We start from the raw sequence: 21,115 nt of genomic DNA on the forward strand, positions 1-21,115 counted from the left end.
CACCGGGCGTCCGCCGCCTTGGGTCCCCGCGCCCCGCCGACGTGCCGGGGTACGGACCCGGGCGTCGGCGGGGCGCGGGGACCCAAGGCGGCGGACGCCCGGTGAAGCAGCTCCTGACGCAGACCCGCTCGTTCCCTCCCGCCGCACGGCTGCTGATGGTGAACCAGTTCGCCATCAACCTCGCCTTCTCCATGCTCATGCCCTACCTCGCCGCCCACCTCGCGGGCGACCTGGCCCTCGCGGCCTGGGCCGTCGGCCTGGTCCTGGGCGTGCGCAACCTCTCCCAGCAGGGCATGTTCCTCATCGGCGGCACCCTCGCCGACCGCTTCGGCTACAAGGCCCCGATCATGGCGGGCTGCCTGCTGCGGACCGTCGGCTTCGCCCTGCTGGGCTGGGCCGACGGCCTCCCCGCCCTGCTCGTCGCCTCGGCGGCGACCGGGCTCGCCGGAGCCCTGTTCAACCCCGCGGTACGCGCCTACCTCGCCGCCGAGGCGGGCCCCCGCCGGGTGGCGGCCTTCGCCACGTTCAACGTCTACTACCAGGCGGGCATGCTGCTCGGCCCGGTCGTCGGACTGGGGCTGCTGGCCGTCGACTTCCGTGCCGTCTGCACGGCCGCGGCCGTGATCTTCGCGGGTCTGACGGTGCTCCAGGCCCGCGCCCTGCCGCCCCGCCACGCCCCCACGCCGGAGGGCGGCGGCTCCGGAGCGGTGGGCGGCCCCGCTGCGCCGGCCGGCACGCTCTCGGTGTGGGGCCAGTGGCGGCAGGTCGTCTCCCACCGCCCCTTCCTGTTGTTCGCCGCGGCAATGACCGGCTCCTACGTCCTGACCTTCCAGGTCTACCTGGTGCTGCCCCTGGCCGCGCAGGGTGCCCTGGGCGAGGACGGCACGAAGGTGACGAGCGGACTGTTCGTGCTCTCCGCCGCCGTGGCGGTCGCCGGACAGCTGCGGCTGACCGGGTGGGCCACCCGGCGCCTGACCTCCCACCGGGCGCTGGTGGCCGGCTGCGCCGCGACGGGTGCGGCCTACGTCCCCCTGGCCGTCACCCCCGTGACGTCCCGGGCCGGGATGCCGGTGGCCCTGCTCCTGTCGGTCGCGGCCCTCGCGGCGGCCGGAGCCCTGGTCTACCCGTTCGAGATGGACACGATCGTCTCCCTCTGCGGGAACCGTCTGGTCGCCACCCACTACGGCCTCTACAACACCGTCACCGGTCTCGGCATCACCGTCGGCAACCTCGCCCTGGGCGCCCTGTGGGACGCCGTCGGCACCAGTGCCCCCTGGCTGGTGTGGACCGTGCTGGCCGCCACCGGCGCGGGCTGTGCGGCCGCCCTCGCGGCCCTGGCCCACGGCGGCCACCTGACCCCGGCGGGTCCGGCCGCGGCCGAGCGGCCGGAAGGGGAACGGTCGGCCGCCTGAAGTGGTGCCCGGAAGGGCACGTGTCGGTGGGCGGTACCGGACAGCATCGGGGCGGTTGATCTTTTCGGACGGAAGGGCGGCTCCATGCCGTACGTGCTGTTAGGCCAGGCTCGCGACCTCGACGACCGGGTACCGGAGCGGGTGGTGGTCCCCCGCGGGACGGTGGTGCACCACTGCACGGCGGACACGGTGCTCTTCGGCGCGGACGAGCTGTCGATCTGGGACCAGATGGACGAGGTGGCGGAGCTCCGCGGCGGCGACGAGCTGCCCAACCTGGCGCTCGTGCTGTTGGAGGGCCTGTCCGACGACGAGGTCCAGGTCGGCGGACACACCCTGGTCCTGCCCGGCACGGTGGACCACGGGGACCTCGTCCATCTCTGCACCGACACCACCGGGGCCTGCCCCACCACCGCGGAACAGGTCGAGGCCGGGGCGGCCCACACGTGCGACGGCATCCTCGCCGGCCATGCCGGCGAGGAGCTGTACTGGATGGAGTACGGCACCCTCCAGTTCATGGACCGGGAGACGGTCCGGCAGTGGGCGCTGCTGATCAGCGCCGAGACCGTGCTGGCCACCGCCCTGCGGGACCGTACCGAAGCAGCGGTGCGCACCGGACTGCCGGACTGGGCCCGGGACTTCGTGCCCGGCGTCGTACGGCGGTTCGTCGGCCGCGACCCGGACCGGTTCCTCCAGAGCATCGAGGTCCCCCTGCAGGACCGGGCCGACGCGGGCCGTTCCGTGAGCGTGGAGGACATGCTCCGCGAGGAACTGGCCGAAGGGCTCGCGACGGAACTGGCCGCAGCGATCGACACCTTCGTCCGGGCCGTGCTGGAAGCACAGACGCGCGAGGTCCTCCGCAACGCCCTGGGGCGGCTTTCCCGGGCGGTCAGGGAAGAGGCCCACCGCCGGGACGCCCCGGTCGACCTCGGCCCCGCCGAGGACATGGCGAGCCTCCTGCTGGATGCTCGCCTCGCAGGAGAGCGGGACGACCTCGTGACGGACGACCTCGCAGCGCTCGGCAGCAGCCTGCGCTCCTTCCGCGCAGACCTGGGGCGGACCGTCCTCGAAGACGTCGTGGACTCCCTCGCCGGCATCTACCGCAGGCTCAGCGGGAACGACCGGGACCGGCGCAGGACCCGTCAGGACGTGAACACGACCTCGTAGTCGGGCCGGACCCGGGCGAGGGCGCGCCTGATCAGCTCCTCCTTCCCGGCGGGACAACGGTGGACCTCGAACCTGGCGACGGGGTAGGGGACGTCGGCGTGCTCGTGATGGACCGTCAGGCCGCCCCGGACGGAGCCTTCCTGGATCCGCGCGTACTCCGTGTGCTCGGTGTCGTGTCCGAGGCCGAGGAAGAGCGCGGAGCCGGCGAGACGGAAGGGCATGCTCTGCCCCGAGTAGGCGCGCTCCACATTGGCACGGTTGACGCGGGCGATGGCCTCCTGGTCCGACGCGCGGGGCCAGTCCGGCTCCCCGCCCAGCGGCACATCGGTCAGCCTGCCGTCGAGCACGGCGTCGACCACCGCTCCCAGCTCGGGGTGGTAGCTCGCCGTTTCCTCGGCGTCGGTCTCGATCGCCGTGCAGGCCAGCCAGAACAGATCGCCCTGGAGGTCCTCGCGGCCGAGGACGCCCTCGCAGTGGTGCACCGCGCCTTCGGCCACCTGGCGGGGATCGGTCGGACAGGTCGCGCGGGTGCCGGTGCACATGAGCAGCGGATCGGGAAGGTCGCCGATGCCGGGGCGGATCAGCTGATGGCCGCCGAAGTGCGGATCGTTGACGAGTACCTCGGGCCACTCCTCGGGAGCGGAGTGGAGGGCGAAGTTGTACGTCACGTTGCTGCTGTCGAGCGGCGGCCAAGGAGCCTGCGCCTGCCCCCAGCCGTCGAGCTCGGCCGCGCCGTACCAGAGCGACTGGCCCGTGTCCGAGGAGAACTGGATCGTTCTGTTCGGGCCGACCGCCACGATCTCCATGTCGGGGGGTGTGACCGTGGGGTCGAGGTCGAGGATGCCGTGTCCCAGCAGGACGTAGCCCATGGGTCTGCCTTTCTGAGCGGATGGACGGCCGGTGCGGCGGTACGGCCGGTGCGGCGGTACGGCCGATCCGGCGGTACGGCCGGTGCAGCCCTTACCGTCCGGAACCACTGCGCCCGGTGCCGGCTCCGGTGCCGGTGCCGCCGGACCGGGCGTTCCCACCGGCGGCCTGCCCCTGCCTTCGTACGCGGTCCTGCACGTACGTCTTCAGGTCTTGCCTGATCCGCTGGGCCAGCGGCTCGTTCGCGATGCTCAGCCGGTGCATCACGAGGTCGAGTACTTCTCGCAGCGACCTGACATCCGGGCGCTCCTTGCGGATGGCGTGGTAGTCGTAAATTGCCTGGTTGTACCTGAATGTGTAGATGTCCTCACTGTACGGTTCGGGCGGTTCGTACCCGAGCTCGTCCCTGAGCTGGTCCGTGTCGACCGAGCCCAGGTGCTCGGTTCCGGCCGGTGCGATGTCCGGGCCGGGCCCGAGCCGCCTCCTGAGCGCCTTCACCCTACGGACCGTGACGGCGAGCTCCTGTTCCCTCTCCTGCAACTCGGCCTGATCGGTGCCCGACTCGCGCAGGGACCGGACCTTGCTCCGCAACCTGCGCGCCTTCTGTTCCATGTCCAGCAACTCGACCGAGGGCGCGTCCTCGTGCGCTGCCCCGGCCTCGCGCACGGCGGCTTCGCGCCGGGCCGTGCGCTCCCTCTGTTTCACCTCGTGTGCGGCACGCCGTGCGACCCTGCGCTCCCGCTCCTCCTCGGCCTTGACGGCCTGCTCCGCCGCACGCAGGGCTTCCTGCGCGGCCCGGGCCTTGGCCGCTTCCTCCGCGCGCCGGGTCTCCTCGGCGGCCAGCCGGGCCGCACGCTCAGCTTCGATCTGGGCTTTGGCCAGTGCGCGGTCGGCCGCCTCCCGGCGCTGCTTCTCCTCCCGGGCCCGGTCGGCCTTCGACTCCTCCGCGGCCCGCGCCGCCCGGATCTGCTCCAGCCGCTTCTGTCCCTCGGCCTTCCGGGCCTTCCACATCGCGGCCCGGTCCTCCTCCGCCCTTGTGACGGCTGCGGCCCGAGCCCTGGCCTCCTGCTCCTCCCGGTCCTGTCGCTCCTTGGGCGATTCCCGGTTCCGCGCCCGTTCGAGCGCAGGGGCTCCTGCCGCGCGCAGAGCCTCCACCGTGCGGGCCCGCTCCCGCTCGGCCGCTGCCCGGCGGACCCGCTCCGCCTCGGCCTCCGCCGTACGGGCTCGCGCCGCCGCGTCGGCCTCGGCAGCGGCCTTGCGTCGGGCCTCGTCCGCCCGGGCCTGCCGGCGCGGCCACTCCTGCTGTGCCCGCTCGCTGCGCGCTGCCGCGAATGCTTCGGCACCTCCGTGCCGGTCGTAGAGCAGGGCGTTCGCACGCCGCCCGAAGGCGTCGGAGAACAGCCCGTACAGTCCCTCGAAGAACTCGTCCGTGACGCCTACTGCGGCAGCGGCGGGAATCGGGAATCCGCCCAGCTCGTCGCAGAGCAGCGCCTCCTCGATGCGCGGGTCCAGACGACTCCGGCCGGCCGCCTCCCTGAAGTACTCCCGGCAGTAGAGCCTGAACGCCGTCGCAATCTCCGGACCGTCGGTTCCTGTCGTGGCGTCAAGGCGCCCCGAGGCCAGCGCCGACAGGTCCATGCTGCTGACCACCATGTGGTTCTCGACGGTGAACCGCTCGTCCCACGAGGTCGCGTGCAGGATCGGCGGGATGTCGAAGGAGGTCAGACGGAGCTGTGCCCCGAAGAGCGGCGAGGCGTCCCCGAGGCCTTCGGCGTGCCGTCCGAAGGCGTCCACGAATTGCTGATAGAGCCTGGTGAACTGGTCCTCGTCGACCTTCATCGTCTGGGCGACGGAGCGGTCGTTCGGGTTCTCCTCCGTCCAGCCGGTCAGTGGACCGAAGAAGAGCCTGTCCTCGATGTCCGGTGTCGCCGGTACGCCGGTCTGCTGGTGGAGATAGGCGTGACAGGAGAACCTGAAGGCGTTCACCACGGGCTCTCCGGCTTCGCGCCCGAAGTACTCGGGGGCCAGTTGGAGGGGGGTGAGGCCGGCCAGGATCTCGTGGTTCTTCCGCGTGAACCACGGATTCCATTCCGTGCCGCGCAGTACCTCAGGCACGTCGAACGATTCGAGGAGTTGCATGGAGTGCCCACCTAGATCTTCTTCTCGGATGCCGGCGACGTGACACGCTAATGCGCGGTGCCGGGCCGGGACGTGCGCCAAGAGGCATCCGATGGGCCAGCCTTCCCCATGGCCCGGTGCCTGTCCGAAGGGGAAGTGCGGCCTTCCCCGATGCCGACCTCGACGGGCGTACCGCCATGGCCGATGACTGACAGCATCGTGGCGATATTCGTTCGATTCAGGGAAATATGACGCTATGTTCACTTTTGTGCTGGGCCGAGGGCTGAGTGCCGGCGAGGGCGTCCCGCCCCGGCTGATGGAGGAGGTCGTGATCCCCCCGGGCCTCGCGATCGACGTCTGGGCCCTCGACCAGGGTGCGTGGTACGGCCCGGACGACCGTGAATGGACGAGGTTCGCCCTGTCCCACGGCCGGTTCACGTGCGACGAGCCCGCACCCAACCACCTGGCACTGCACTACGACGAGGCGTTCGAGGACCCGACCCTCCTGGACGTCTTCTCGGGGCGCGGGGTGATGCTGGCGGGCTGCCACGGACTGGAGGATCCGCTCCGTTTGTGCCACGGCACCCCGGGCAGATGTCCCACCACGCAGGAGGAGATCCAGCAGGGGCTCAGACACCGCTGCGACGGCGTCCTGGGGCTGTTGGAGCAGTACGAGGTCGGCGGCGAGGTGCGCCTGGTCCTCAGCGCCAAGTTCACCAAGGTCACCCCGGCCCCGGCACGGGCCAGGCCGGCACGGACACGCGACGAAGCGGGCCGCGACCCCAGGGCGGACATCGAGCGGAGGAACAAGGCCGCCCTGGAAGGGACCGAGGACGGCGGCACCGTCCACTTCGCCCTCGGCCGAGGACTGCTCCTGCTCTCCAGGTACGAGGACTTCCGCCGCCACAGCAGGTCCGTCCGGCAGACCCTCGACCGCGACCGGTCCCTCGTCCGCGGCGAACTCACCGTGCACCACGCGAGCCCCCGTACCAACAGTCCGGCTCTCGTGCTGAGGTGCGACCTGACCGGTGCTCAGCGGAACCTCTTCACGCGGGCCCTCGCCCCGGCCTGGGCGCACGAGGTCATCTTCACCACCGATCCGCACGGCGGACCGCCCCCCGTACGGACCAGCTACGCCGAGAAGTTCTGCCGGACGGAACCACGAGGGAGGGACTGGGAGTTCGACACGGAGGCCGCCCGCGACGCGAACCGGCGCGCACTGAACGAGGTCCCTCCCGCCACCCATCTCGCCGACCCGCGGAACAACATCAACGAACTCCACTACACGATGGCCGACGGCATGCTCCTGCTCTCCCGCGACCCGAAGTTCGGGGACCATGCGCCCGTGAACAAGCGGTACGTCAAGGCCCGCCGGGACGCCGAGGACTTCGGCACCGGCATCCTGGTCGTCTACCTGCCGGCCCCCGGGTACGAGGAGGAGTGGCGCATCCACGCCGCCCCCGACAACGTGGTCGGCGGGATGCAGCAGCACCAGCTCCGCCTGGCCGTCCAGAAGCTGGGCCGTTACACGGTGTCCTTCTGACGCCCGTCCTGACGCCCGTCCCGACTCCCGTCCCGACTCCCGTCCCGACGCCCGCGCAGGCCGTCGATGCGGGCGAGCACGGCGTCGACGTGCGGGCGCACCCGGGCCCTCAGCCCGGCGCTCCAGACCTCGTCCTGGTAGGAGGAGGTCAGGTACAGCTGCCTGGCGTGCTCCAGCACGGGGCGGTGTTCCGGGGGCAGGTGGGCGAGGGCCCAGTCGGCCGCCGCGTCCTTGCTCCTGATCGTCCCCGTGGCCGCGGTGTTCCAGACGCGGGCGAGGGTCAGCAGGACGTTGCGGGTGTCGTCGTCCAGTGCGGTGAGGAGCTCGGGGACACCCGCGAGGCTCGCCCGGACCAGGTCGGCGTGCGGTACGGGGTCCAGGAGCTCGGCGGGCGGCGGCCCGGTCAGCGGGTGATCGCCCGCCAGGACCACCGTGAGGGCCACGGCCAGGTCCGGCATCGGGCACGGGCGCGGCGGCCCGCCTGCCCGGAGGTCCTCGCGCAGCCATTCGCCGTAGAGGAAGTCCCCGACCGGCGGGAACCGCCAGGGGCGGACCTCGGAACGGACGACGACGGTGAGTTCGACGGGCCGGACGGAGGGCGTGAGCCCGGATATCTCCAGCAGGCCGTCGAGCAGTGCCCGCCGCTCACGATCCCCCAGGCTCCGGCGCGTGACGGCCAGAACGTCCAGGTCGCTGGCCGGGGCGAGACCCCCGAGCACGGCCGAGCCGTGGAGGTAGGTGCCGAGGAGCTCCGGCCCCACGACGTCGCGGACGAGACGGACGGTCCGTTCGAGCTGATCCATCGCTCCAGTGTCCGTCACCTTGCGAGAACCGCCGTACGGACCCGGGCGGCAGAGGGGCGCATACGGCCTGTTTCGTACTCCTTGAGGGAATATGGGGCCATGAGACCGGAAAGTTCTTCCTCCGGTGACGGTCACCGGATCGTCGCCGAGCAGCCGATCCGGCGGGAGTGACCGCGAACCGGCCCGGGCGGCCGCGACGCCGAACCGGAGCCCGACGCCCGGCTCGGCCAAGGGCCCAGCACCCGGCTCTGCGTGGCCTGCCCGGACTGCCCCGCCTGCCCGGCCTCTTCGCGCCCGCCGCCGGCAGCCGGCCCGCGGTCCTCGCGGGGCTGGTCAACGGGGTGGCCGTCGGCTTTCCGCTGCTGGCGGGCGCCCTGGTCGGCCGGCCCGAGGCCGGGGCGCTGGCCTGCCTCGGCGCCTACGTCACGGCGTTCACCAACCAGGGCGGCCCCCGGGGACGCCGCACGGCGGGGCTGGTGGTGGCCGGCGCCGTCAACGCGCTCGCGTTCTGGGCGGGCGAAATGTCGACCGGACTCTTCCCGGTCGCCCTGGCCCTGCTGCTGGTGCTGGTGTTCCTGGCGGCGATGGGCGCGGCGGTGCACGGGACGGTGGCCCGTCTGGGCACCATGCCCGCGACCGCCCTGCTGGCCGGGGCCGGGCAGACCGTCCCCGACCCTGCCGGCGCCGTACGCGGGGCCCTGCTGGTCCTCGCCGGAGGGCTCTGGTACGCCGCCGCCACCGGCCTGCTCACCCCCGCCCCCCGCCTGCGCGCCACCCTGGCGGCCGTGGCCGAGCCCTACCGGGAAGCTGCCCGCCACCTCGCCCGCCTCGCGTCCGAGGCCGAGCCGCCCGATGCCGCCGGTGCGGGGCGGCGGGGCCCCGCCGCCGGTCACGCGCAGGTCGTCGCCGCGTTGCGGCGGGCGGAGCGGGACGTGGAGGTGCTGCGGGGGCCCGGAGGGGACGAACGGATCGCCGCGCTCGTCGATCCGGTGCTGCGGCAGGCGACCGCGCTGGCCGACCTCGGCGCCGCGCTCGACCGGGCCGGGCCGCCCCCGTCGGCCGTGGCCCGGCAGTTCGGCGCAGCCGCTCACGCCCTGGCCGGCCGACTCGCCCACGTGGCACGGCTGCTCGGCCGCCCGGGCCGGGCGACCACCGCCCCGCCCGAGCCGGGACCGGGCCCGGCCCTGACGGAACTCGCCCTCGCCTGCGACGTACTGCGTTCCCGGGCGGCAGCCGGCCAGGAGCCCTACGCCCTGGTGGCCGAGGCCGCCCGTACGCGCCGGCTGCTGGACCGGGTCCGGACCGCCACCGACGCCGCACACCGGCAGGCCGTCACCCTGTCCGGCGCCGCCGGCACCCGCCTCCACCCGGCCGCCGCCCCCGCGCCCGGCTTCGACCTCGCACGGCTGCGCGCGGCCATGACGCCGAGCTCCGCCACCTACCGCCACGCCCTGCGCGTCACGGTCGTCTGCGCCGCGGTGTTCACCCTGGTCGGGGCCGCCGGTCTGCCGCACGGCGAATGGGCGACGCTGGCCGTCCTCAGGGTCCTGCGGCCCCAGTACGCGACCACCCTCGAACGCGCCGGCCAACGCATCGTCGGCAACCTGGTCGGCGGCACCTGCGCCGCCCTCCTCATCGCCGGCGTCCACGAACCCACCGTCCTCGCGGTCCTCGTGTTCGTGATCATCAGCGCCGGCTTCGCCCTCCGACCCGTCAACTACGCGTTCTGGGTCCTCTTCGGCACCCCGCTGGTCCTGCTGATCGGCGACATGACCGAACCCGGCACCTGGCAGGCGGCGTTCGAACGGATCGCCATGACCGTCCTCGGCAGCGCCGCCGCGCTCCTGGGCGGCCATCTCCTGTGGCCCACCTGGGACCACGACCGCCTCACCGACCGCACCGCCGACGCCACCCGGGCCTGCGCCGCCTACCTGGACGAGGCGTTGGAGGCGCTGGCCCGACCCCGCACCGCCGCCACCGACGAGGCCCGCCGGGCGGCCGAGCAGAGCCTCGCCGAGGCCCGCACCGCGCAGCGGCGCGCCCGTACCGAACCCGGCCACGACGCCCGGGCCGTCGCGCACACCGCCACCGTCCTCGCCGACCTGACCGCGCTCGCCGACCACCTGGACGCCCTCGGCGCGCACACCGCGGCCCGGCCGCCCGTCCTGCCCGGTCTGCCCGCCTACGCCGCCCACGCGTCCGCGGCCCTGACCGCCGCCCGGCCCGACGAACGCGCCGCGCACGCGGCGGCCCTGGCCGGCGCCCTGGACGACATGCGCCTGCACCTCGCGGAGCTGCACGCCCGGAGGCTGCGCGAACTGGACACGCGCCCGGACGACGACACCCCGGCGCGCGGCGCGGTCCGCGGGACCGGCCCCGTCGTCGCCCTCCTCGCCGAGATCGAGGCCTGCGTCGTACGCCTCACCGCACCGGCGGAGCGGTGAGACGGGTCAGGGCAGCGTCCGCAGCCACGTGGCGAGGGCCGCGCCGATGTCGTCGGGCGCGTCCTCCTGGAGCATGTGGCTGCCGGTGACCGTCACGTGCGTCTGGTGCGGCAGGGACCGGGCGACGGCCCGGTGCTCCTCGAACATGACACCGGGCACCGATTCGACGAACAGCTTCGGCACCGGTGACGTGGCCAGCCACTGCGCGTAGCGGGTGATGGCCTCGTGGACGTCCCCCGGGTCACCCGCCACCGGGACCTCGCGCGGCCAGGTCAGCGTGGGCCTGCGGGACTCGCCCGGTTCGGTGTAGGGCCGCCGGTAGACCGCCATCTCCTGCTCCGTCAGCCCCCGTAGGACCTGGTGGGGCAGGACGTCCTCGACGAAGAAGTTCCGTTCGAGGACCATCTCCTCCGCCGCCGGGGAGCGGATCGTCCGGAGGAACGCCGCGCCCTCGTCGGGCATGGCCTCCCAGGAGGGGATCGTGGCGACGAAGGCCTCCATGTAGGCGATGCCCCGCACCGCCGGGGCGTTGCGGCGGGCCCAGTCGAAGCCCAGCGCGGAGCCCCAGTCCTGTACGACGAGGGTGACACGCTCGCGCACGTCGAGGGCTCGGAGGAGCCCGTCGAGGTACCGGCGGTGTTCGACGAACCGGTAGGAGTCCGGCCCGCTGCCGGGGATCTTGTCCGAGTCGCCCATCCCGATCAGGTCCGGGGCGATGCAGCGCCCCTGGTCCACCACGTGCGGGATGACGTTGCGCCAGATGTACGACGATGTGGGGTTGCCGTGCAGGAAGACGATCGGGTCGCCCTGCCCCTCGTCCACGTAGGCCATGTCCAGGCCGTCCACCCGGACCCGGTGCTTGCGGTACCGCTCGTCTGCCGGAATCACGATGTCTCCTTGCCTTCCTTCGTTCGCGGGCCGGTCGTCGTCGGCCCCGTCGTCAGGTCCGTCGTCAGGCCGGACGGTCGTCGCCCGCCCTCCTCGCCCTGCGCAGCGGCACCAGGCTGAGGAGCAGGCCGACGACGGCGACCGCGGTGACGAGGTCCAGGCCCGCTCGGTACGGGGTGAAGGCCGTGCCGTGGTGGCCCGCGCCGCCGATCAGCCCGGTGACCACGGCGAGGACCACGGCGCTGCCGACCATCGCGGAGGTCTGGATCAGCCCGGAGGCCAGGCCCTGGTCCTCGTCGGGAATGCCCTCGGTGGCCTGGGCCATGATCGCGCTGTAGCCGAGGGCGAACCCCACGCCGAGCAGCAGCACCGACGGCAGCATCGTGGCCGGATAGGACGGCGGATCGCCCGCGGTGGCCAGGAACCAGCAGTAGCCCAGCACGGTCGCGACCATGGAGGCCCGCACCAGCGGGGTGGTCCCGAAGCGGTTGGCGAGCCTGCCGACGGAGGGCGAGCCGAGGGCGACGACGACGCCGATCGGGAGCAGCGCGAAGGCCATCCGCAACGGGGACCAGCCGAGCCCGTCCTGGAGGAACAGCACGAGCATGAACTGGAAGCTCATGTAGGAGCCGATCAGGGCCACGATGCTCACGTTCGCACGGACGACGCTCGCCCGGCGCAGGACCGACAGGCGTATCAGGGGGTGCCGCACCCGCTTCTCGACCAGGACGAACGCGACGAGCAGCGCCACGGCGAGACCCAGGACGCCGAGCGTGGCGGTGGAGGCCCAGCCCCGCTCCGGTGCCGTGACGACCCCGTACACGGCGAGGACCATGCCGGCGGCGAGGGTGAGCGCACCGGCCGGGTCGTGGCCCCCGGCCCGGGAGGGGCGGTCGCGGGGGATCAGCTTCCAGCCGACGGCCAGGGCCAGCAGCGCGAACGGGGCGGGCATCACGAAGACGTACCGCCACCCGGCACTGGTGAGCAGGCCGCCGAGGACGAGGCCGCAGGAGTAGCCGAGGGCGCCGAAGAGGCTGAAGAACGCCAGCGCCCGGTTGCGCTGCGGACCTTCCGGGAAGGTCGTGGTGAGCAGGGACAGGGCCGTGGGGGCGGTGAAGGCCGCGGCCGTGCCCTTGACGAACCGGGTGACGATCAGCAGCGTGCCGCCGTCGGCCAGGCTGCCGAGCAGCGAGGCGGCGGCGAAGACGCCCAGGGCGATCAGGAAGACCCGGCGACGTCCCAGGAGGTCGGCGGCCCGGCCGCCGAGCAGCAGCAGACCGCCGTACCCGAGCAGATAGCCGTTGACGATCCACTGGAGCGAGGCCGGTGCCATGCCCAGGTCGTGTCCGATGGACGGCAGTGCGACGCCGACCATCGACCCGTCCAGGCCGTCCAGGAACAGCGCCAGGCACAGCACCGCGAGGATGCCGCGCAGCCGGGCCGGCCACCGGGGGTCCACCTCGGTGGGTGCCGTCCCGGTGCGGAGGGTGGGCGTGGACATCGGCGGGGGCTCCCTCGGAGGTCGTGCGGTCCGTACGGGTGGGTGCGCGGGCGGCCGTCTACGCGCGTCGGCCGTTTGCGAAGGACGTGCGCATGCCGACATTCGCAGCCTAGGGAACGGCAGCCGGCCTCCTCGTCCGCCGATCGGGCCCATGCCCGGGGGAGGTCCGTGAGAGGAGGCCGAACCGGGCTGCGATGCGCAAAGGGGAACCGTTGCCCGTCCGGGAGGCCTCCCGAAAGTTCCTCTGCACGCCTGGGGGCGATCCGTACGGTGCTTGAGAACCGACTGTGTCTGAAGACGAGGAAAAGACGGTATGGGCATTTTCTTGGGGCGCGGAAGCCTTGGTGAGGACTCGGCTGCGTTGGAAGGATACGGCGCGGCGAAGCGCATCTTCGTGCCGCACGGTCGCACCGTGCATTTCTACACCGACGGCGGGAGGGGTCTCGATCTGAACCAGACCGACGTGTGGGGCACCCTCCAGAAGGCGATGACCGCTACCCACGGCGACATGCGGCCCATCCTCAACACGGCACTCCGGGGCGAACCAGGTATTACGACTACGGATGTCGCGTCTCATCCGTCCTTCGCCGGACGGAAGATCCTCCGTCCCGGCCATGGGGACCTCCCCAGCCCGCTCCTCCTGTGCACCGGCATGCCGTCGGACTGTCCGACCTTGGTGCCGTGCAAGCGACGGGCCTGCCGAAAGGACGGCTGCCAGGGATTCCCCCACGAGTGCAAGGACAACCCGTACTGGCGGAATCCGGGAGATCTCACGAAGCTTCGGCACAGCGATCTCTGCACGGGCCTGTTCGGTCGCGTGTACAGCCCGCAGGGGGAAACGCATTGGGTGGCGACCTCTCAGGTCGTCCCGGCCGGCAAGGAGGCGCGCGGCACGTGGCGGGCGAACTGGGGGGAGGAGGCCGAGGCGGCCGTTGCCAAGGAGAACCTGCGTATCATTCGCGCCCATATGGACAAGAAGCTTCCCTATTTCGTCGTCGGCAGCATGATGTTCGTCGGTGATGCGCAGGGCAGGTTCGATCATCACGGTACGTACGGCCGGCAGGCCCGGCTGGAGCAGCGCGACGCCACCGGCTTCGTGGTCTGGAGGACTGCAGCGTTCGGTGCGGGCAGGCTCCTCGTGGCGGTCGTCGACGGTGTGCGCTCGTCGGTCCAGCCGTGCGTCGAGCGGATGGGTGGTGCATGGAAGGTCGAATACGGCACGGACGTGGTCCGGCCGTCGGACAGGAAGCGCGAGGCCAAGCGGGCCGCGCAGAAGAAGGGGGAGGGCCTGCCCGGCGACGAAAAGGTCGGCAGGATCAACGAGCTGATTGTGGCCGCGCACGCCGGCCAGTACCTGCCGTTCATCGCGGCCTACGGCGTGATCCTGGTCGGTGACCTGGGAGGGCGGTTCGTGCACCATCCCGAATACTTCAAGAAGTGGAACGAAGAGCTGCCCGACACGGTGACGGGACAGCTGGTGGCGGTGAAGGGCCAGGACGGCAAGGACGAGATATTCGTCGAAGGCATCCCGGAGGGTACGCAGAAAACGGTCAAGGAATGCATGCTGCGCGTCAATCCGGCAATGGCCCGGGCTGCTGTGTTCCGGGTATCCGGTGCTGACCGGGGGGCGCAGCAGGAGGCGGAGGACAAGGCGAGGTTGTCGCGGTACGACCGTTACCGAACCTCCCAGGCGGGAAGTCATCAGCTCCCGGGGGAATTCGCACCGTACCTCAAGATCGCGACCATGTCGCCCCATGTCAGTGCTGCCGTGGCCGTGGCCAGTGCGTACCGGTGGCTGGCAATCGGCGACTACACGGTGACGCAGCTTCTCCACAGTGGTATGCACTCGGAGGAATATCGAAAGGCGTTCTCCGATGCGGCGGCCGAGACCTCGGATCCGCGTGATGTGGATGAGGTCTGGACCATCATGTCCGTCCGGGAGAGAGGAACGGAATTGACGCTCCAAGCCCTCCACGAGGGTTCGGCGACCTTCCTCGAAGAAGTGTGCGATGAATTCGTCGCCGAGCTCTACCCGGACCAGGTCATGGACGCGCTCTCCCGCGGCAAGCTCGTCATGTTCCACAACCGGGTCACCGAGGAGTGGTGCATTCTGCACGGGGCCTCGTACGGCCCCGACTACGCCGATGAGAACGGAAATACGACGGGGGTGGACACGGTGCAGTTCACCGACTTCCACGGGGTCTACTTCAGCCAGCGCTGGGACGAGTCCTCCGCGTACGGAGCCCCCGCCTACGTCATCGGTTGAGCCCCATGCGGTGCCGGAATAGGCTGAAGTGCTGCGGTCCGCCCGGAAGGGGGGTGCTGCCCCGTGCAGAGCGCGGACACCGATGCCGACCTCACCGCGGACATCACACTGAACGTGAACGGTGTCGACCGTCGTCTGACGGTCGACACCAGGATGTCCCTCCTCGACGTCCTGCGTGACTCCCTCGGCCTGACCGGCGCCAAGGCCGGATGCGACCGGGGCCATTGCGGCTGCTGCACCGTGCTGGTCGACGGCCGGCGCGTCTACGGCTGCCTGGCCCTCGCCGTCGCCGTGGCGGCCGGCCAGGCCCGCGTCGTCACGGTCGAAGGACTGAGGGGGAGCGTGACGACCGGCGGTCTGCATCCGCTCCAGGAGGCCTTCATCGCGCGTGACGCCTTCCAGTGCGGCTTCTGCACCCCGGGCCAGCTGTGCTCCGCGGTCGGCATGCTCGACGAGGCGTCCGGGAGACGGCTGACGGAGGCGGAGATCCGTGAGCGCATGAGCGGGAACCTGTGCCGGTGCGGCGCGTACCAGAACATCGTGGCCGCGATCATGGACATGGCTCCGTGACGCGCCCGGGCGCCGGGGTCCTGGACCGGCGGACCGGGGCCGTCGGCGCCTGCGTCCCGCGACGGGAGGCCCGGGAGAAGGTCACCGGCAGCGCGCGCTACACCGCCGACGAGTCGCCGCCCCGCCTCGCCCACGTCGCCGTGGTCCCGGCGGGCATCGCGTACGGGCGGGTCACGGCCGTCCACCCCGAGCGCGCCCTCGCCCGCCCCGGCGTGCTCGCCGTGCTCCACGCCGGGGCCTGCCCGCGCCTGCACCGGACAGCGGATCCCGACCTCGCCGTCTTCCAGTCCCCTTCGGTCACCTGCCGCGGGCAGTTCGTCGCCGCGGTCGTGGCCGAGTCCGCACAGACCGCCCGCGAAGCGGCGCGGACGGTGGACGTCGACTACGCGGTCGCCCCGCACCGGGTCGACCTGGATCCCGGCGCCGACCCCGGCGCCGAGTCCGGTGCGGGCACGGGCGTCGGCAGCGGGCTGCACCGGCCGCCGGACCGCGGATCCTTCTTCCCCACCGACTGCACGCACGGCGACGTGGAAGCGGCCCTGGCGCACGCCCCCGTGCGGATCGAGGCCACCTACACCACCCCCGTCCACCACCACCACGCCCTCGAACCGCACGCCACGGTCGCGTCCTGGCACGACGGCGCGCTGACCGTCCACGACACCACCCAGGGGCCCTCCGGGACGCGCGACATCCTCGCCCACCTCTTCGGCATCAGCCCCGACCGGGTGCGGGTCGTCGCCCGGCACGTGGGCGGGGCCTTCGGCTCCAAGGCCGCCCCCAAGGCCCAGCTCGTCCTCGCCGCCATGGCGGCGCTCGTCGTCGGCCGGCCGGTCAGGACCGCCCTCACCCGCGAGCAGCTCAGCGTCGTCGCCGGGTACCGGACGCCGACCGTCCAGCGCGTCCGCCTCGGCGCCGAGGCGGACGGGCGCCTGCTGGCCGTCTCCCACGTGTCGTACGAGCAGACGTCCCTGACCAGCGACCACGCCGAGTACGCCGCCGCCCCCACCCGCACCATGTACGCGGCGCCGAACCGCGAGACCCGGCACTGGCGCACGAGGCTCCACGTCCCCTCCCCGACCTGGATGCGCGCACCCGGCGAATGCCCGGGCATGTTCGCGCTGGAGTCGGCCATGGACGAACTCGCCGCCGCCTGCGGAGTCGACCCCGTCGAGCTACGGCTGCGCAACGACACCCCGTACGACCCCCACAGCGGCCTGCCCTTCAGCACCCGCGACCTCGCCGCCTGCCTGCGGCTGGGCGCGCAGCGGTTCGGCTGGGCCGGACGGGACCGCCTGCGCGCCGAACACGCCGAGCACGGCGACGGGCGCCGGCTGGTGGGCCTGGGCGTCGCCGCGTCGACCATCCCGCAGTACCGGTTCGCCTCCCGAGCGAACGCACGGACCGACGGGCACGGCCACTGGACCGTACGCATCGCCGCCGTGGACCTCGGCACCGGGGCGCGCACGGCCCTGGCCCAGATCGCCGCCGACGCCCTCGGCGTCGGCCTGGACCGGGTCACCGTGGAGCTGGGCGACAGCGCCTATCCGGCGGCCAGTTGGGCCGGGCGGTCCAGCGGGACGACCTCGTGGGGGACCGCGGTGGTGCGGGCCTGCGAGGCCCTGCGGGCCGAGCTCGTACGCCGCGACGGCCTGGTGCCGGTCGAAGGCCTGGAGGCCACCGCCGACACCCTGGCGGAACTCTCGGCGCCGCGCGCCCACTCCCAGCACGCGTTCGGCGCGCAGTTCGCCGAGGTGACCGTGGACCGGGCGACCCGGGAGGTCCGGGTGACGCGGCTGCTCGGCGTGTTCGCCATCGGCCGGGTGATCAATCCGGTGACCGTGCGGTCGCAACTGGTCGGGGGCATGGTCATGGGCCTGTCGACGGCCCTGTGCGAGGAGGGCGCCGTCGACCCGGTGTACGGCCACTTCCCCACCCGTGACCTCGCCGCCTACCACGTGGCGACGTACCTCGACGTCCCGCAGATCGAGGCCGTCTGGCTCGACGAGGAGGACTACCACACGAGCCCCATGGGGGCCAAGGGGGTCGGCGAGATCGGCATCGTGGGGACGGCGGCCGCCATCGCCAACGCCGTCCACCACGCCACCGGTCACCGCATCCGTAGCCTCCCGCTGAACGTGCGCCACCTCATGGAGGCAGAGTCACGAGCGCAGGCCGAGACGCCGGCGCAGGCCGATGCGGAAGCGGAGCAGCAGACGGCAACCGGGAGCCGGCCGACGACGGGTGACGGGGCGTGAGGCCGTTCGCCTACGCGCGCCCCGCCACCCCCGAGGAGGCCGTCGCGCTGGTCGCGCAGGACCCCGACGCCGTGTACGTGGCCGGTGGCACGAACCTCGTCGACCACCTCAAGCTGGGCATCGTCCGGCCGCACCTGCTGGTGGACGTCACCGGCCTGCCCCTGAACGACATCGAGGCCCTCCCCGACGGGGGCGTACGCGTCGGGGCGAACGTCCGCAACGCCGATCTCGCCGCCCGTCCCGAGGTGCGCGAGCGCTGGCCGGTGGTCTCCCAGGCGCTCCTTGCCGGTGCGTCACCCCAGCTGCGCAACATGGCCACCCTGGCGGGCAACCTGATGCAGCGCACCCGGTGCCCCTCCTTCGAGAACCCGGAGACCGCGTGCAACAAACGCGACCCCGGCTCCGGCTGCGCCGCCGTCGCGGGCCGCACCGGGCACCGTGCCGTGCTCGGTGCGTCGCCCGCCTGTGTGGCCGTGCACCCCTCAGATCTGGCGGTGGCCCTGTGCGCCGTGGACGCCGTGGCGTGCGTCCTGGGCCGTACGGGCACCCGCCGGATCCCGGTCACCGCCCTGCACCGGCTGCCCGGCGACCACCCGGAGCGCGACACGGTCCTCGACCACGGCGACCTCGTCACGGCGGTGGAACTGCCCCCGCTGCCGATGGCCGCCCGCTCGCGCTACCGCAAGGTCGGCGACCGGGCCTCCTTCACCTTCGCCCTGGTCTCCGTCGCCGCGGCGGTCGACCTCGACGGCGACCGGATCAGGGACGTCCGCATCGCCTTCGGCGGCCTCGCGGCCAAGCCGTGGCGCGCGACTCGCGCGGAGGCCGTCCTACGGGGCGCACCGGCCACCGCGGACCGCTTCGCGGCAGCCGCGGACGCGGAACTCGCCGCGGCCCGTGCCGTCGTCCCCGCCGACGCGTACCGGATCCCGCTGGCCCGGGACACGCTGGTCGCCACGCTCCTCGACCTGTGCGCGGATGCCCAGGACCGCCCCGCGGGCGCCGTCAAGCACGAGGGGCGGTCCGGTCGAGCGACGCCCTGAGGTCGTCGAACCGGTGCCAGACCACCCGAAGGGCCTCGACGACGCTCCAGGCCGCCGCCCGGGCCTCCTCGATGCTGCCGGCGTACGTCTCCGCCAGGCTCCGGACGTTCACCGTCAGCTCCTCGACGGTCGAAGCGTTGAGCACCCAGGCGTCCGGGCCGCCCAGACCGAGGGCCGTGTCCACGGCCCGGTCGCTGCGCGCCACGAACTCCAGCTCGTACTCCTGGACCAGGGCCTCCTTGAAGACCGTGAGATGGGCGTTCCACTCGGACGAGAAGGTCTCCCACGCGGCCTCGAAGTCCGCCTGGACCGCGCCGGGGTCGAGGAGGATGTCGTCCGTCGCCCCGAGGGGGTGGTGCCCCTGCCCGCCGTACTCCTCCTGGAGCGCCACCACCGCGTCGCAGGTCCGGAAGAAGCTGAACGTCGTGCGGCGCGTGGCCGCGATGTACTCCGTCAGCGCCTCCCGGGTGTGCGTGTCGTCCCGGTACGGGCACTCGTCCCTCAGGCGGCCCAGTTGCCAGTTCGCATAGTTGGAGGCGTTGTCCAGCACCAGGGAGGCGCTCTCCTTGGCGTAGTGGACCAGGGTCCGGAAGTCTTCTGCTGAATATTCTCTGACCGGCATGATCATGACCGTGACCCAGGCCGGGCCACCCAGGCAACCGCCGGGCACCGCTCGTGCCCTTTCGGGTCCCGAGCGGTGCCCGATCAGGCGGCGGCGTCGCCGCCGTGGGCGGGGTCCCAGTGCCGGCCGAACAGGGCGCGCGGGTCCGGACGGCGCTCGGGAAGCGGGCGCGAGACGGTGGTGCAGTTCAGCAGATGGGACCAGGTGAGGTTCCCGGACACGCTGGTGCCGCCCCAACTGCCGCAGGAGAGCACGGTGGTGAACGGTACGCCGGACGTGAAGCTGCCGGTGTTGGTCATCGTGGACTGGTTGACCACCACCCGGCAGGTGTCCACCCGGGCGGCCACCGCCATGACGCGCTCGGGCCGGGAGCTGTGGATGCCGCAGCTGTGGCCCCGTCCGCAGCGGTCGAGCAGGGCCGCCTGGGTCTCGACCGCTTCGGCGAAGTCCTCGTACACGCCCAGCGTCACCACCGGAGAGAGCTTCTCCGTCAGCAGCGGGTCCGACGCGTGCAGGTCGGGGCAGTCGAGGACGAGGACGGCCGGCGGGGCGCAGGGGTCGGTGTCGATCCCCGCCGCCCGGGCGATCTCCTGGGCGGTGCGCCCGACGAGCGCGCGGTCGAGCGTCGTCCCGTCGGGCCACAGCGCCTTGCGGACCCAGGCGGTCTCGTCCGCGTCGCACAGGTGGGCGCCGTACTCCGCGCACAGGGCCCGGAACCGCTCGGCGACGGACGCGTGCACCAGGACGTTGCTCTCCGAGGAGCACGAGGTCCCGTTGTTGAACCCGGCCCCCGTCATGATCTTCTCCGCCGCGTCCGCCAGATCGGCGGTCTCGTCCACGATCACCGTGGGGTTGCCCACGCCGGCCCCGATGGCCGGCGTCCCGCTCTGGTAGGCGCGGCGCACGGTGCCGGAGCCGCCGATGGCCACGACGTGGTCGGCTGCGCTCATCAGTGCGGACGTGGCTTCCTTGCCGGACACCTCCAGGCACTGGACGAGGTCCTCCGGCGCCCCTACGGCGGCCAACGCGGAGCGGATCAGGCGCACGGTCTCCTCGGTGGTGCGCCGGGCGCGCGGATGCGGTGTGAAGACCATGGCGTTTCCGGTCTTCAGCATCGGCAGGGCGTTGCAGAGGATGCCCGGGCCGGGCGCCGTGGCGGGGGTGGCCACGGCGATCACCCCGAGCGGCTTGGCGAGCGTCACCAGGCCCCGCGCGGGGTCCTCCCCGATCACGCCGACCGTACGGACCCCGTGCAGGTCCCGCAGCATGCCGAGGACCCGGTGGCGCTGGAGGCCGAACAGCGCGTCGGGGTCGCCCAGCCCGGTCTCGGCATGGCTGGAACGGGCGATGCGCTGCGCTTCGTCCTCCCGGTACCCCGCCCAGCCGACGGCGGCGACCATGTCGTCCAGGGCGCTCTGGGGCAGGCCGGCGATCCGCGCCTGGGCCGTCCTGGCACGCCGTACGGCCTGTGCGACTGCTTCGGTGATCATGAGGGGCTCCTCTCGGGAGGCATCGGTCGGGCGACTGCCCGGACGGCACCTGGGGCGTGGGTGAACCCGGTGACCGCCGGTGCCGCCCGACGCTATGCGCCGCTGTCCAGGCCCCGTGTCGTCCGATCG

Annotated in this window: 15 protein-coding genes; 8 read left to right on the forward strand and 7 right to left on the reverse strand. The window is 72.7% G+C overall.

Going from position 1 to position 21,115, the window contains the following annotated elements:
• The first annotated feature begins 101 nt into the window (after nucleotides 1-101).
• Together EF918_RS12450 and EF918_RS12455 are read left to right on the forward strand one after the other, a co-directional pair.
• A complete protein-coding gene (locus EF918_RS12450) occupies nucleotides 102-1,412 on the forward strand; it encodes an MFS transporter (protein ID WP_185921717.1) in 1,311 nt (436 codons plus the stop codon).
• Between the two features lie 84 nt (nucleotides 1,413-1,496).
• Entirely contained in the window at nucleotides 1,497-2,576 is a 1,080-nt protein-coding gene (locus EF918_RS12455) for a hypothetical protein (RefSeq protein ID WP_125644821.1), read from the forward strand.
• Here the strand turns inward: EF918_RS12455 and EF918_RS12460 are convergent.
• A complete protein-coding gene (locus EF918_RS12460; RefSeq protein WP_125644823.1) occupies nucleotides 2,552-3,445 on the reverse strand; it encodes a hypothetical protein in 894 nt (297 codons plus the stop codon). The genes EF918_RS12455 and EF918_RS12460 overlap by 25 nt on opposite strands.
• 91 nt (nucleotides 3,446-3,536) lie before the next feature.
• Nucleotides 3,537-5,582 (reverse strand): hypothetical protein, encoded by a 2,046-nt coding sequence (locus EF918_RS12465; RefSeq protein ID WP_125644825.1) that lies wholly within the window; start codon nucleotides 5,580-5,582, stop codon nucleotides 3,537-3,539.
• Between the two features lie 235 nt (nucleotides 5,583-5,817).
• Between EF918_RS12465 and EF918_RS12470 the strand changes: the two genes are divergently transcribed.
• Nucleotides 5,818-7,104: a hypothetical protein gene (locus tag EF918_RS12470; protein WP_125644827.1), complete on the forward strand. Its 1,287-nt coding sequence runs from the start codon at nucleotides 5,818-5,820 to the stop codon at nucleotides 7,102-7,104.
• Here the strand turns inward: EF918_RS12470 and EF918_RS12475 are convergent.
• Nucleotides 7,086-7,907 carry an aminoglycoside adenylyltransferase family protein gene (locus EF918_RS12475; RefSeq protein WP_125644829.1) on the reverse strand — a complete coding sequence of 274 codons (822 nt, stop codon included), beginning with the start codon at nucleotides 7,905-7,907 and terminating at the stop codon, nucleotides 7,086-7,088. The genes EF918_RS12470 and EF918_RS12475 overlap by 19 nt on opposite strands.
• Before the next feature lie 341 nt (nucleotides 7,908-8,248).
• On the opposite strand from EF918_RS12475, the gene EF918_RS12480 reads away from it, so the two are divergent.
• Nucleotides 8,249-10,351, forward strand: coding sequence for an FUSC family protein (locus tag EF918_RS12480; protein ID WP_125644831.1), 2,103 nt, complete (start codon nucleotides 8,249-8,251; stop codon nucleotides 10,349-10,351).
• A gap of 6 nt (nucleotides 10,352-10,357) precedes the next feature.
• On the opposite strand, the gene EF918_RS12485 is transcribed toward EF918_RS12480, so the two are convergent.
• Nucleotides 10,358-11,239: a haloalkane dehalogenase gene (locus tag EF918_RS12485; protein ID WP_125644833.1), complete on the reverse strand. Its 882-nt coding sequence runs from the start codon at nucleotides 11,237-11,239 to the stop codon at nucleotides 10,358-10,360.
• A gap of 64 nt (nucleotides 11,240-11,303) precedes the next feature.
• Nucleotides 11,304-12,740, reverse strand: coding sequence for an MFS transporter (locus tag EF918_RS12490; protein WP_125644835.1), 1,437 nt, complete (start codon nucleotides 12,738-12,740; stop codon nucleotides 11,304-11,306).
• 313 nt (nucleotides 12,741-13,053) lie between these two features.
• On the opposite strand from EF918_RS12490, the gene EF918_RS12495 reads away from it, so the two are divergent.
• From EF918_RS12495 to EF918_RS12510, 4 genes are all read left to right on the forward strand, one after another.
• Nucleotides 13,054-15,006, forward strand: a complete 1,953-nt coding sequence (locus EF918_RS12495) for a hypothetical protein (protein ID WP_125644837.1) — start codon at nucleotides 13,054-13,056, stop codon at nucleotides 15,004-15,006.
• Nucleotides 15,007-15,069: 63 nt separating this feature from the next.
• Nucleotides 15,070-15,576, forward strand: coding sequence for a (2Fe-2S)-binding protein (locus tag EF918_RS12500; RefSeq protein WP_125644839.1), 507 nt, complete (start codon nucleotides 15,070-15,072; stop codon nucleotides 15,574-15,576).
• Nucleotides 15,573-17,831: a xanthine dehydrogenase family protein molybdopterin-binding subunit gene (locus EF918_RS12505; RefSeq protein WP_260610111.1), complete on the forward strand. Its 2,259-nt coding sequence runs from the start codon at nucleotides 15,573-15,575 to the stop codon at nucleotides 17,829-17,831. Before EF918_RS12500 ends, EF918_RS12505 begins: the two co-directional genes overlap by 4 nt.
• The gene (locus tag EF918_RS12510) at nucleotides 17,828-18,874 is read left to right on the forward strand and encodes a xanthine dehydrogenase family protein subunit M (protein WP_125644841.1); all 1,047 of its coding nucleotides are present in this window, start codon (nucleotides 17,828-17,830) and stop codon (nucleotides 18,872-18,874) included. Before EF918_RS12505 ends, EF918_RS12510 begins: the two co-directional genes overlap by 4 nt.
• On the opposite strand, the gene EF918_RS12515 is transcribed toward EF918_RS12510, so the two are convergent.
• Both EF918_RS12515 and EF918_RS12520 read right to left on the reverse strand, forming a co-directional pair.
• Entirely contained in the window at nucleotides 18,837-19,496 is a 660-nt protein-coding gene (locus EF918_RS12515) for a hypothetical protein (RefSeq protein ID WP_125644843.1), read from the reverse strand. The two genes, EF918_RS12510 and EF918_RS12515, sit on opposite strands and share 38 nt — an antisense overlap.
• Before the next feature lie 83 nt (nucleotides 19,497-19,579).
• A complete protein-coding gene (locus EF918_RS12520) occupies nucleotides 19,580-20,986 on the reverse strand; it encodes an aldehyde dehydrogenase family protein (RefSeq protein ID WP_125644845.1) in 1,407 nt (468 codons plus the stop codon).
• Nucleotides 20,987-21,115 lie beyond the last annotated feature (129 nt).

Source organism: Streptomyces sp. WAC06614, assembly GCF_003949795.1.
GTDB lineage: Bacteria > Actinomycetota > Actinomycetes > Streptomycetales > Streptomycetaceae > Streptomyces.